Consider the following 12,395-nt stretch of genomic DNA (forward strand, 5'->3'; position numbering starts at 1 on the left):
TGGTCGGGCGAGGTGATTTCATGAGCACAGCGCCACTCGTGGAGCTCATCGCGATCACCGCTGCGTCGGCGCGCGACCACCCGGTTGATCAGCTGCCCGCCGCTGAGCGGCAGCCGTTCGCCGGCATCGACGGCCTGCCGACGGAATCCGGCGGCATCCGCGTCCGGCGATCCGGCAGGTTCCAGGCCACCGACCCGCACCCGACCGATGGCGCGGAAGCGGCCGAGGTCGCCGAGAAGCCGCCGGTCGATTGCACACCCCATCGCAACGAACGGAATTGATCACGAAGGAGAACGCGGAGCGGGTCTGCTCCCGGCCGAATCGGTGCTGAGTGCGCACCGTGTTTACCGCGCGAGCCACGCGTCGCGTTGACGTGCGACTTTCCGTGGAATGTTTCTCGGCCGAGACCCGAATGAAAGCAAATCCACCTGGATGGTGGTAGTTTCCAGCCGCTACGCTCGGCACCATCTCATTGAGTGAATTTCAACCCCCGGATTCCAGGGGGTCCGCGATGTGCCTTGGAACGAACGGAACACCTTCCTACCCTGCCGGATGAACCGGGGCGCGATCTTCGCGCCCCTTGTTCCGGGGGAGATACCTATCCCAACCGCGCGTCGAACGACAGGACACCGTTGTCCAATGCGGGCAGCGATGTGGGGAGGGCGAGCTTTGATGAGTTCTCGCAGCAGATCCAGGCCCGGCACTACCGAGCGCGGGCTGCCCGTGCGGCTCAGCGCCTACCTCGGCGCCGCCTCGCTGGCCGCCGCCGCGATGGTGGCCGACACCGGCCCTGCGCACGCCCAGCAAGCACCGGCGGCGAACAAGGGCAGCGTCGGATGGGACACCTACCGCGATCCGAGCGGGCTCACGCAGTTGCGCGGTAGCGAGCAGAGCGGGCAGTTCTCCAGCTTCGCCCGCGACGGCAGCAACGACGACGGTTTCGAGGGGACCTACTCGTGCCTGCGCAATTCCGAACGCGGCTGCGTGATCGCGGAGCGGGCCGGTGCGGGCGAGATCTCGTCGATGTGGTTCACCCGCGAGCCGTGGGGTGACGTGACCGGCACCGGCAACATCACCATCGAGCTGGACGGGCGGACGGTGCTGGACGCGCCGCTGATCGACGTGGTCAGCGGCCGGGTCGGCGCCCCGTTCGTCTGGCCGCTGGTGGGCAACGCCGAGGACTCCGCGGGCGGCGCGGTGATCAAGGTGCCGATGCCGTACCGCGAGTCGATGCGGGTCACGGTGCAGAACAATCCGGCTTTCTACCACGTCGATTACCGCACTTTCGCCGATGCGGAGGGCGTGCAGACCTTCGACCCGGCCGATCCGGCGCAGGACGTGATCGACCGGCTGCGCCGGTTCGGCATCGCCGACCCGAAGGGGCCCGCGGAAGGTGCGCAGCCGACGCGCCGGGACTTCTCCGTCGCGCCCGGCACGGCCGCTCCGGTCGCGCAGCTCGAAGGTCCCGGGCAGGTCAACGAGTTCCGGCTGCGGATTCCGCAGGTGGTGCCGAGCCCGCGGGTCGTCGACGACGGCCGTGCGTTCGGCGCCGGCGGCGGCAGCAGGTTCGACGCGGCGGTGCATCCGGACAACGAGGGCGTGCGCATCGTGCGCCGCTTCGACCCGCAGGTCGCCGACCAGGTGGCGGGCCTGAGCGTGAACGGCGCTCCGGCCGGTGAGTGGCGCAGCGGCGCGGCCGAACCCGGCGGGTGGGGCGTGCAGGCGATCGACGTTCCGCCGGAGATCACCGCCGGTCAGTCCACGGTGGAGGTCGCGAACCGCTTCGTCTCGTCCTCGAAGGACGTCAACGAGTTCCGCTACGACGTGCAGAGCAAGGTCAACGGCGAGTGGGTCCGCACCGACGTGCTCGACGTCGGCCCCGCGCATCCCGGCGAGGAGGCGGCGCACGGCTACCGCATCGACAACTCGGTGTTCGCGCGGGAGAAGCTGGTCGGCCGCTACGCCTTCGCGCCGGAGCAGGTCACCGCTTCGGAGCACCTGCTGGAGACCGCGCGGGTGCGCATCACCTTCGACGGCCAGACCACTGTGGACGCACCGATCGGCGAGTTCTTCGGTTCCGGCCTCGGCGAGTTCGACGTGCGCAGCATGATGAGCTCGATCGACCCGGGCGACGGCGGCTGGTACACGGCCTGGTGGCCGATGCCGTTCAACCGCAGCGCCACCGTCGAGATCGTCAACGGCGGCGGCGTGCCGATCGACGGGATGACCGCCGAGGTGACCACCGCACCGGCGGAGGCGACCGAGAACACCGGCTACTTCCACGCCACGCACAAGCGCGGCAACACCACGCCCGGCCAGGACTGGAACTTCGTCCAGGCGCAGGGTTCCGGAACGTTCTACGGCGTCACGCACTCGATGCGCGGCCTGATTCCGCCGCAGACCAACCGGCACCCGCAGCAGCCGATGTCGATGTCGCAGGCGGACGAGGCCGCCAACCAGCGCAACTACTTGGAGGGTGACGAGCGGTTCTACGTGAACGGCTCGCCGAGCCCGGCTTGGCACGGCACCGGCAGCGAGGACTACTACGAGTCGGGCTGGTACTTCCGGGACGGCACGACGTTCTCGATGCCGCTGGCGGGCAATCCGTCGCACGAGGTCAACGGTGACGGCTGCCAGTACGACTGCACCGGCGCGTACCGCCAGCAGGTGCCGGACGCGGTGCCGTTCAACGACGGCCTGGTAGCCGGGATAGAGCACGGTCCGGACAACGACGAGCCGGGCGACTACAGCTCCACTGCCTACTGGTACGGCGGAAAACCGGCTTCGCAGCAGCAGGTCGACGAGATCGACCTGGCCGATCCGCGCAGCCGCGAGCAGCACGGCTACACCGCGGAAGGTGAGACGACGGCCCCGCTGACCTCGACCTTCGAGGGCGACGCGGACGACCAGCAGCACAACGGGCAGGTCGCGTCCGCGACGGGCCCGATCCGGTTCCAGGTCGGGCTGAACCCGGACAACTCCGGGGCGCGGCTGACCAGGCTCGCCGACCAGGCGCAGGCGTACCAGCAGGTGGAGGTCCGGGTGGACGGTCAGCCCGCAGGGACCTGGATGCAGCCGCTGGGCAACGGCACGCACCGCTGGTTGCAGGATTCGTTCGACTTGCCGCCCGCGCTGACCCAGGGCAAGGATTCGGTGCAGGTCGAGCTGGTGCCGGTCGGCGGCGCTCCGGCGTGGACGGCGGCGCGGTACACCGTGTTCGGGCACTGAGCCCGCTTTTCCAGTCGTGCCCGGTGGTTCCGACCGCCGGGCACGACTTTTTCATGCGTGCCAAGGACTTTCGGGATGGCAGTGCGCGCACGGCGGCAGCGGCCACTGCTCCGGGACGGGTGGCACGCAGACGGATCCGCACTCGGCCAGTCCTAATCGGACACCGTTGCCCGCCGGGACTCGCCGCGCGTTCGCCGCTGTGACGTGGTGCAGCCGATCGCCGGTGAACACCCCGCGCCAGCTCCGCGCCTGATCCATTGCTGCGTCCATGCAACCCCCGAGGACCAGAGGGGACGCCGGGCCGGTGACCTTGTCGGGGAGGAGGAATTCGGCCACCGGCCCGGCGACGGCGATGGGAGGGGATCGCCGCAGTGAAGATTAAGGGGGTTTTATGCGCCCCGTACAGTACCCGGAAGAGTGATCATGTTCGCCGGGTGTTCGCGGATAAGGTTCCTGGCGACCGAAGGGAGTCGCCGATGCCCAGTACGCAGACCCGCCGCAAGCGCAGGCTCGGTCAGTTCTTGCTGGCACTACGGGAAACTGCGGACCTCACGCATGATCAAGTCGCGGAGCTGCTGCGCAAATCGCAGACCAGCATCTCGAAGATCGAGAACGGCTACTTCCTCTGCAACTTCTCCGAACTCGGCGCGCTGTTGGCGTTCTACGGAGCTTCCGACGAGCAACGTCGAGAAGCGCAAGCGATGTGGGACGACGCGCGGGCTGATGGCACCCGGATTCAGGTGTCCACTGCGCACCCGACCAAGTACCGCGCTTTCGTACGGGCTGAAGCGGAGGCGGTGAGCGTGCGTTCGCTGGCGCCCCTGGCGGTTCCCGGACTGTTGCAGACGGTCGACTACGCCACCGCGATCCATGCAGCGGCGCGGCACTTCGGCACTGACACGGACTCGCGGCGCGCTGTCCGATCACGACGGGCCAGGCAGAGGCGCTTGGACGCGCCTGACCCGGTGCAACTGCACGCGCTCATCGACGAGGGTGTGCTTCGCAGGCAGGTCGGCGGGCAGTCCGTGATGCGCGAACAGCTGCGGCACCTGCGCACGATGTCCGAACAGGACAACGTCACCATCCAAGTGGTCCCGCTGGAAGCGGGTGCTTACGGCACCTCATCCGGACCGGTCACCATCCTCGGTTTCCGCGACGAGGACGACCCGGACGCCGTCTACCTGGAGTACCCGGGAGGCGGTACGTGGGTGGAGAATGCAAATGACGTTCATGCGTTCACGCTGACTTTCGAGGATGTCGCCGCGGCAGCGCTCACTCCGAAGGAGTCGGCGGACTGGTTGCGCGCGATGGAGGATTGATGGATCAGCAACCCACCTGGCGGAAGAGCACCTACAGCGGAAACCTCAACGAGTGCGTCGAGATCGCTGTCGGTGTTGATGGCCCTGCTGTCCGTGACTCGAAGCTGGGGGAGTCGGGGCCGGTTCTGCGGTTGGACGCGGCCGCGTTCGCCTCGTTCCTGGACGCCGTGAAGGCCGGTCGGCACGATCGCTGATCCTCGCCGCGTGCTGTCGCGGGCCCGTGACTCGAATCGTTGCTCTATCCGAGTGAGCACGAAGGTCGGAGCACGGCTGAAATGTGACGTGGATCATGGCAACGAGTGAGTAAGTGCGCGCACGCGCGCGGCTCGACTCGGGCATTATGCTCTGCCGACGTGGACATGCCAGGGGAGGAAGCATGACCGGTTTCCGGATCGACCCGGAGGCGTTAGAGGGCGCCATCAAGGAGCTGGAGGACGCCCGCGACCGGGCTCGCGCAGCCGCGCATAAGGCGATGTCGGTCAAGCCTGGCGAGTTGACAGCTAAGGATTCGACGACGGAGACGGCTCGGCAGAAGTTCATCGAACGCGCCAGTGGCGACTCGGCTTCGTTGCGCGCGTCCGCTGACGCGGTTAAAGACAGATTGACCGAAAAGATCGAAGCTTATCGGGCGACGCTCGAGGAGTACCGCCGCGCTGAAGACAATGCAACGGTCGATTCTGATCGAATCAACAGGCAGGCTTGATACTGTGGTAAACGCGGGCAACAAACTTCGCGCATGGGCCCTAGTCGGCTCCGTGCTCCTCGGCTCGCTCTTGTCGGCTTGTTCTCCCGGGCAGGAAGCTGGCCAGCCCCCGCAGCCGCAGGCGTCGAATCCTGGTGGCATTAGCGTCAGCGATCCGAAGGATCCCGCCACTGTGGACTCGTGCTCGCTGCTTCCCGCTCAGGGGGCTGAGTCTGTTGGGTTGGCGCATCAGGGGCGGAAATCCTCGAGCTCCTTTGGTGACGACGATGACAATCGTTGCCTATGGAGCAGTCCTGATGGAGCAGCGGGGGCTTCGCTTGCTGTTTTCGCTGATCGCACGCTGCAAGACTATTATGGAAATTCCGGTCAATACGTTGACTTTCAGAAGCTAACTATCGCTGGCCATCCCGCAGTTCGGGCGAATGAGAAAGACCCGATGTCGGACGGGATGTGCTCGATCTTCGTTGCTTCCAAACCGGATCAAGTTGTTCAGGCCGCGAGCGACGTGCCCGACCCGCGCACGGCCGACCCGTGCGACCTGGCCAAGAAGACGTTGGAGTCGGCTGTTCCGTCCTGGCCTGCGGCTAAGTAAGTAACTGAGGGGGTTTCGGAGTTGTCCGGATCGGTTTCGAGTGACCTGAGCGCGTCGATGTGCTACTCGGGAGGTGCGCGTCAGTTGCGGGCCAACATGGCCGGTGACGGTAACGCGACCAGCCTGCCGAAGGCGTTGGACGACGGTGCCAAGGAGTGGGCCGGTGTCGAGAAGGAGTTCCACGAACTCCGCGCGCAGATCGAGTCGGCCATCAACAAGGCCGAGGGCGCTCACGAAGGTAAAGCGGCTGACGCGGCGAAAGCGTCCATCGGCGAGATCACGCCGCACCTCGACGCCGCGGCCGAAACCGCGAAGGGCGTGCAGAAAGCGCTGACCCATCAGGCGGAGATCCAGAACAAGACGTTCCACCAGATTCCCGGCGAGGGCGACACGCTCCCCAACGGCCGCGAGGTCCAGCTCGACCCGCCGGAGAAGGGCTGGGTCGAGAACGGCGGCTGGGACAAGACCTGGTACCTCGGCTGGGCCAGCGACTACGAGGAGCGCCAGGAAGATTTCCAGGCGACCAATGATCGCGCCGCGGATGCCCAGCGCCAGTACCAGAACGACACCCAGTCCAACCTCGCCGGAACCCCCGAGTTCAAGCCGATGGAGCAGCCCGCTCCGCCGCCGCAGTCCGCGCCCGGTTCCGGGATGCCGAGTGCGAACGACGCGATGGCCGGGACTTCGATGAGCAGCGGTCCGTCCATGGGCGGCGGGGAACCGGCCGGGAACTCGTCGTCGTGGGCGTCGGGGCCGTCCGGTGGTGGCGTGCTTCCGGGTGGTGCGGCGCCGGGTGCTGCTGCTCCGCCCGCCGGTAGTGGTTCGGCGTGGGCTCCGGGCGCGCTGCCGCCGGGAGTGATGCGGGGTCCGGACGGGACGCTTTATCGGCAGAACCCGCAGACCGGCGCGTGGGAGCGGCAGAACCCCTACAACGGCCGGTGGGCTCCCGCTCCGGGCGGTGGGCCCGGCGGTCAAGGTGCCGGTGGTGCTCGTGGTGGTGCCGGTGGCGGCGCGGGCGCTCGTGCGGGCGGCGGTGCCGGTGGTGGCGTCGGCGCTGGTGGACGCTCCGGTGTCGGAGGCGTCGGCGGTTCGCCCGCCGCTGGCGGCGCGGGTGCGCAGGGCGCAGCGGCCGGTGCTCGCGGTGGCGCGGGCGCGCCCGGCGGCATGGGTGGTGCTCAGCGCGGCCAGCAGGACGACGAGCAGCAGCACGACCGCCCCACCTGGCTCGTCGAGGACGAAGACGTGTTCACCAACGACATGCGCGCAGTCGCCCCGCCGGTGTTCGGTGACTGGGGGAACCAGGATTGAGCACCGGCCGGATGTCGATCGGACCGCTCGCCGCCGCCTACTTGTGCGAGCGGTTCGACAGCCACCTGCACCCGCTGCTGCGCGTCGGGCGGCTGGCCGGCGAACCCAGCGATGCGGATCGCTCCCGGGCTTCCGAACTCGGCAGACAAGACCTCGTCGAGCGCGGCTACCTGGATCGCGACGAGCTGCACCCGTTCCTGGAACAGGCGTGGAACCTGCTGGCCCGGCCGCCGTTCGCGGTCGGACTCGCGGTGCGCGCCGCGCGGGGAACATCGTTCAACGCCGTGCACGTCGAACACGGCCGCGCGACCGTGCGCGCCTACCAGGAAGACGGGGAAGACAACGACGACCTGCGGGACATCGTGCTGAGCCTGCACGAATTCGGCGGCCCGACCGGCAACGCGGTCGAGCTGATCGGCAAGCCCAGCGCGGGCAAGAGCGGCAGTGCCAGCGTGCCGACGCGCCTGCTGGACAATGTCTCGAAGCGGATGCGCGCGAACCCGTCGGCGAGCTTGCTATCCGCGCTGAACGCATCCGGCGTCCGCAGCGCGGACGCGCGCGTGCTGTCCACAGTGCTCACCGCGGAGCGGGAGCTCGACGGCGTGTTCACGGTCCGCGCGCACGACCACCGCGTGGGCCGCACGCATCGCGCGCCGAATTCGCTGTCGTTCTTCACTTCCGCCGACGGCTGCTACCTGACGCAGAAGAAGGAGTCCGGCGACGGTCAGGAATGGTTCACCGTCGCACCCGCCGACCAGCGCAAACTCTCGGCGAGCATCGACGGGCTGAGCAAGACCGTCACCGCGGCGCCGCGCTGAGGCGGCACGGTAGCGGGGGTGATCGGGCCGGTCGCCCCGGCGCCGCACGTCCGGCGGTGCAGTAGTGCTCCTGCGGCGCCTTTTCGACGTGGGCGGTCCGGGTTCTGCGAGATCAGGTCCTCATGGCTCCTGCTGCGTGCTGCCGCGCGTGACCAGACGAGCCGACAGGGTCTTGGTCGTCGCCTCGATGTGGTCGCCGCCGATGCGGCTGAGCAGCAGCTGCGCCCCGATGGCGCCCATGTCGTAAGCGGGCTGCGCGACCACCGTCAGCGGCGGATCCAGCAGCGTCGTCCACGGCGCGTCGTCGAACGCGATCACCCCGACGTCCTTGCCGGGCCGCAGCTCCAGCTCGGCGAGGGTCCGCAGCACCCCGACCGCCATCGCGTTGTTCGCCACCAGCAGCCCGTCCGGGCGCTCGTCCTGCACCAGCAGCTCGCGGGCGGCGCGCGCGGCGCCCTGCGCGCGGAACTCCGAGCGGCGCACCCACTCCGGTCCACCGGTCAGCCGCGCCGTCCGCAAGCCGTCCTCGAAACCCGACAGCCGGTCGTCCGCAGTGGGCACCCCGTACGGCCCGGTGAGGCAGCCGAGGCGCTTGTAGCCCTGCCCGGCCAGGTGCAGCGTCGCGCTCTCCGCGGCTTTGCGGGAGTCGACGAGCACCGTGTCGCCGCCCCCGTCGGGCAGTGGCCGGTCCAGCGCCACCGACGGAGTCTGATGGCTGTTGAGCAGCGACGCGCTGTCGCCGCGCCCCGTCGGGGACAGCAGCACGCCAGCGACCCGCTCCTGCAACGCCACGTTGATGTATTCGCGCTCCTTGGCCGGATCGTCGTCGGAGTTGCACAGCACCACCGAGTAGCCCGCCGCGTGCGCGATGTCCTCCACGCCGCGCGAGATCGCGGTGAAGAACGGGTTCTCCACGTCGGAGATGATCAGTGCCAGCACCGCGGTCTCTTGCTTGCGCAGGTTGCGGGCCGGGCCGTTCGGGCGGTATCCGAGTTCGTCGGCCGCCGCGCTCACCCGCGCCGCGAGCTCCGGGTCGACCGTGCTCTTGCCGTTGAGCGCGCGGGAGACCGTGGCCGTGGAGACACCGGCCCTCGCCGCCACGTCGCTGATCGTCGCCACCGGACCTCCTGCTTTCAACCTGGCCGCGCGGTCGCGGCGTGGATTCCTTGACAGCCCTGCTGACCTCAGAATAACTTCCGAGAAAACGATTGCTCATAGCCCGGTCGGTCAACGGTGCACGAAACTCCGGGTAGTCGCGTCCGGATCGATGCCCAGCCCGCCCTGGCCGGAACATCTCGGGAGGGACCGTGGCCCGCATCGGTGTTGTCGGCATTTCCGACGGCCGTGATCACGTGCACGCGCGCAACGCGGAGTTCATCCAGACCAAGCAGGACGCACTGGTGCGTTCCCTGCAGTCCGCCGGGCACGAGGTCGTCGCCGGGCGCTCGCTGGTCGCCACCAACGTGCAGGCGAGCTCGGTGGCCCGGGAAGTCGCCGCCGCCGACGTCGACGTCACCGTCTTCTACTACACCGTCTGGGCGTTCCCGCACTTCACGATGCTGGCAGCGGACGCGACGCGGAGCCCGCTGGTGCTGGTCGCCAGCACCGACCCGACCGAGCCCGGCCTGGTGGGGATGCTGGCCGCAGGCGGCGCGCTGGACCAGATCGGGCGCAAGCACACACGCGCGTGGGGCGCGCCGGACGACGCATCGCTCGCCGAGACCATCGGGGTCCAAGCCACCGCGGCCGCCGCGGTGAAATCGCTGCACGGGTCCACGTTCGGCCGGTTCGGCGGGCGGCCGATGGGCATGAACACCGCTGTCGCCAACACCGACCAGTGGGCGCGGCAGTTCGGCATCGACGTCGAGGAGATCGACCAGTACGAACTCGTGCTGCGCGCGGACAAGGCCGACGCCAACGAAGCCCGCAAGGGCCGCGAGTGGATCGAGCAGTACGCGGCGGGGGTGCACTACGACGGCAAGAAGCTCACCCCCGAGCTGCTGGAGCGCCAGATCCGGTCCTACCAGGCGGTGCGGGACATCATCGCCGAGCGCAACCTCGACTTCTCCGGGATCAAGGCGCAGCCCGAGCTGACCGAGAACTTCGCGACGATGGACGTCACCGAAGCGTTCCTCAACGACCCGTACGACTGGAACGGGCCGAAGGACACGCACGTGTGCGCGACCGAGGCCGACATGGACGGCGCGCTGACGATGCAGCTGTTCAAGCAGGTCGCGCGGACTCCGGTGCTGTTCGCCGACGTGCGGCACTACCACGGCGACCGGGACATCTGGGACCTGTGCAACTCCGGGCAGCACGCCACCTGGTTCGCCGGGCGCAGCGACGACCCGGCGGAGAACCTCTCGAAGGTCAACTTCTACCCGGAGGTGTTCTTCTTCCCCGCCGGTGGGGCGTCCGTGCAGCACATCGCCGCGCCCGGGCAGATGACGCTGGGCAGGCTCACCCGCGAATCCGGTGAGTACCGGCTGCAGCTGATGCTCGGCGAGTTCGAGAACTACGACGCGGCGACCAACCAGCAGCTCGTCGACCAGTCCACGCCGGAATGGCCGCACGCCTTCGCGCGGCTGGACACCCCGGGCGAAGTGTTCCTGTCCAACTTCGGCGCCAACCACATCCACGCGGTGCCCGGCGACTACCGCGCCGAGATGCGGGCCGTGGCCGAGCAGCTCGGGGTGCGCCTCGACGAGTGGACCCGCGGCTAGGGCCTGTTTTTGCGCTTGTTTTGCGTAGGCGTTCGGGTAGCGGAACCTCAGCGGCCTTCTCGCCAGGCTCTGAGGAATTCGGCGCGCGGCGATCCCTACGATTTGCGTGGACGACCGGGACGAGCGGGAGGAACTGGCCATGGCTGAGGGCGTGCTGATCGGCATCGACATCGGGACCTCGAGTTCCAAAGGGGTGCTGGTCAGCACCGACGGGCGGATCCTGGCCCGGGCGACCAGGCCGCACGAGACCTCCTACCCGCATCCCGGCTGGGTCGAGCACGACGCGGAATCGGTGTGGTGGGCCGATTTCCGGGCGATCGTCGGCGAGCTGGTGCCCGCCGCGGAAGGCCGCAGCATCGAAGGACTCGGCGTCAGCGGGATCGGGCCGGTGCTGCTGCCCGCCGACGGGGACGGGAATCCGCTGCGCCAAGCGATCCTCTACGGCGTGGACACCCGGGCGACCGCCGAGATCGCCGAACTCACCGAGGAGTTCGGGGCCGACGAGATCCTGCGCCGGGGCGGGTCCGCGCTGACCAGCCAGGCCGTGGGGCCGAAGATCCGGTGGCTGGCCAAGAACGAGCCGGAGGTCTACGCGCGCACCGAGAAGCTGCTGATGTGCAGCTCCTACCTGGTGCACCGGCTCACCGGGCGGTACGTGCTCGACCACCACTCGGCCAGCCAGTGCGACCCGCTCTACGACTTGGGCGAACGCGCCTGGTCGAAGGAGTGGGCGCAGCGCGTCGCGCCGGACCTGCCGCTGCCGGAGCTGGCCTGGCCCACCGAGGTCGTCGGGCGCGTCGGCGCGGCGGCCGCCGCCGAGACGGGGCTACCGGAAGGGCTGCCGGTCACCGCCGGAACCATCGACGCGTGGGCGGAGGCCACCAGCGCGGGCGTGCGCGAGCCCGGTGACGTGATGCTGATGTACGGGACCACGATGTTCTTCGTGCAGGTGCTCACCGACCCGCGGCCGCACCCGGCGTTGTGGGGCACCTGCGGAGTTTTCCCGGGCACCTACACGCTGGCGGCGGGCATGGCGACCTCCGGTGCGGTGACCGATTGGTTGCGGCGGTTCGTGGACGGGGACTTCGGGGAGCTGGTGCAACAGGCGTCCGGCGCGCCCGCGGGGAGCCGGGGGCTGCTGCTGTTGCCGTACTTCGCCGGTGAGCGGACGCCGATCTTCGACCCGGACGCGCGGGGCGTGCTGATGGGGCTCACCACCAGCCACGGGCGTGCCGAGGTGTACCGGGCGGCGCTGGAAGGAATCGGGTACGGCGTGCGGCACAACCTCGAGGCGATGGCCGATGCCGGTGGCCGCGCCGGGCGACTGGTCGCGGTCGGCGGCGGTACGCAGGGCGGGCTGTGGACGCAGATCGTCTCCGACATCTCCGGGCAGGAGCAGCAGATTCCGAGCGAGACCGTGGGCGCGGCGTTCGGCGATGCGCTGATGGCCGGGGTCGGCACGGGCACGGCGGTCAACGAGCGGGAGTGGAACCCAGTGGCGCGCACCGTCCTTCCCGACCCCTCCGCAACCGAGCGCTACGACGCCTTCTACCGCCACTACCTGGACCTCTACAAGTCCACTGTGGACACCCAGCACTTCCTGGCCGACCAGCAGCGCGCCGCCGACTGAGCGCGCCCGGCCCGGACCGGCGACTCGCTCCGGCGTCGAGTTCGCCGCCGGCCCGGTGAAACTCGGCGTGCACG

General features: G+C 69.0%; 11 protein-coding genes. 10 read left to right on the plus strand and 1 reads right to left on the minus strand.

The annotated features are described in order from the left end of the window. The first annotated feature begins 20 nt into the window (after positions 1-20). The 8 genes from V1457_RS11875 (at position 21) to V1457_RS11905 (ending at position 7,968) form a co-directional block, all read left to right on the plus strand. On the plus strand, positions 21-281 hold the full coding sequence (locus V1457_RS11875; protein ID WP_338603475.1) for a hypothetical protein: 261 nt from the start codon (positions 21-23) through the stop codon (positions 279-281). A 391-nt stretch (positions 282-672) separates the two neighbouring features. Further along, positions 673-3,228 carry a DUF2961 domain-containing protein gene (locus tag V1457_RS11880; RefSeq protein WP_338603478.1) on the plus strand — a complete coding sequence of 852 codons (2,556 nt, stop codon included), beginning with the start codon at positions 673-675 and terminating at the stop codon, positions 3,226-3,228. A gap of 476 nt (positions 3,229-3,704) precedes the next feature. Continuing rightward, positions 3,705-4,547 (plus strand): helix-turn-helix transcriptional regulator, encoded by an 843-nt coding sequence (locus tag V1457_RS11885; protein WP_338603481.1) that lies wholly within the window; start codon positions 3,705-3,707, stop codon positions 4,545-4,547. Then, positions 4,547-4,741, plus strand: a complete 195-nt coding sequence (locus tag V1457_RS11890) for a DUF397 domain-containing protein (RefSeq protein ID WP_338603484.1) — start codon at positions 4,547-4,549, stop codon at positions 4,739-4,741. The genes V1457_RS11885 and V1457_RS11890 overlap by 1 nt, the downstream gene beginning before the upstream one ends. A gap of 182 nt (positions 4,742-4,923) precedes the next feature. Continuing rightward, entirely contained in the window at positions 4,924-5,250 is a 327-nt protein-coding gene (locus V1457_RS11895) for a hypothetical protein (RefSeq protein WP_295140881.1), read from the plus strand. Then, a complete protein-coding gene (locus V1457_RS30600) occupies positions 5,210-5,842 on the plus strand; it encodes a DUF3558 domain-containing protein (protein WP_407074762.1) in 633 nt (210 codons plus the stop codon). The genes V1457_RS11895 and V1457_RS30600 overlap by 41 nt, the downstream gene beginning before the upstream one ends. 84 nt (positions 5,843-5,926) lie before the next feature. Then, positions 5,927-7,150, plus strand: a complete 1,224-nt coding sequence (locus V1457_RS11900) for a hypothetical protein (protein WP_338603489.1) — start codon at positions 5,927-5,929, stop codon at positions 7,148-7,150. 11 nt (positions 7,151-7,161) lie between these two features. Continuing rightward, complete coding sequence (locus V1457_RS11905) at positions 7,162-7,968, plus strand: ESX secretion-associated protein EspG (RefSeq protein WP_233628748.1); 807 nt, start codon at positions 7,162-7,164, stop codon at positions 7,966-7,968. Between the two features lie 120 nt (positions 7,969-8,088). Here the strand turns inward: V1457_RS11905 and V1457_RS11910 are convergent, their stop codons facing one another. Further along, positions 8,089-9,087, minus strand: coding sequence for a LacI family DNA-binding transcriptional regulator (locus V1457_RS11910; RefSeq protein ID WP_200073591.1), 999 nt, complete (start codon positions 9,085-9,087; stop codon positions 8,089-8,091). A gap of 188 nt (positions 9,088-9,275) precedes the next feature. Here V1457_RS11910 and V1457_RS11915 point away from each other — a divergent pair, with 188 nt between their 5' ends. After that, positions 9,276-10,691 carry an L-fucose/L-arabinose isomerase family protein gene (locus V1457_RS11915; RefSeq protein ID WP_200073592.1) on the plus strand — a complete coding sequence of 472 codons (1,416 nt, stop codon included), beginning with the start codon at positions 9,276-9,278 and terminating at the stop codon, positions 10,689-10,691. Positions 10,692-10,830: 139 nt separating this feature from the next. Further along, a complete protein-coding gene (locus V1457_RS11920) occupies positions 10,831-12,321 on the plus strand; it encodes an FGGY-family carbohydrate kinase (protein WP_200073335.1) in 1,491 nt (496 codons plus the stop codon). Positions 12,322-12,395: the final 74 nt, after the last annotated feature.

The sequence above is a fragment of the Saccharopolyspora sp. SCSIO 74807 genome (assembly GCF_037023755.1).
GTDB classification, from domain to species: Bacteria; Actinomycetota; Actinomycetes; order Mycobacteriales; family Pseudonocardiaceae; genus Saccharopolyspora_C; species Saccharopolyspora_C galaxeae.

What these genes read in the sequence shown, in the direction of transcription:
- V1457_RS11890 (WP_338603484.1), top strand. Translation starts at nt 4,547, where the DNA reads ATGGATCAGCAACCCACCTGGCGGAAGAGCACCTACAGCGGAAACCTC.
- V1457_RS11905 (WP_233628748.1), top strand. Translation starts at nt 7,162, where the DNA reads ATGTCGATCGGACCGCTCGCCGCCGCCTACTTGTGCGAGCGGTTCGAC.
- V1457_RS30600 (WP_407074762.1), top strand. Translation starts at nt 5,210, where the DNA reads ATGCAACGGTCGATTCTGATCGAATCAACAGGCAGGCTTGATACTGTG.
- V1457_RS11880 (WP_338603478.1), top strand. Translation starts at nt 673, where the DNA reads ATGAGTTCTCGCAGCAGATCCAGGCCCGGCACTACCGAGCGCGGGCTG.
- V1457_RS11920 (WP_200073335.1), top strand. Translation starts at nt 10,831, where the DNA reads ATGGCTGAGGGCGTGCTGATCGGCATCGACATCGGGACCTCGAGTTCC.
- V1457_RS11895 (WP_295140881.1), top strand. Translation starts at nt 4,924, where the DNA reads ATGACCGGTTTCCGGATCGACCCGGAGGCGTTAGAGGGCGCCATCAAG.
- V1457_RS11875 (WP_338603475.1), top strand. Translation starts at nt 21, where the DNA reads ATGAGCACAGCGCCACTCGTGGAGCTCATCGCGATCACCGCTGCGTCG.
- V1457_RS11885 (WP_338603481.1), top strand. Translation starts at nt 3,705, where the DNA reads ATGCCCAGTACGCAGACCCGCCGCAAGCGCAGGCTCGGTCAGTTCTTG.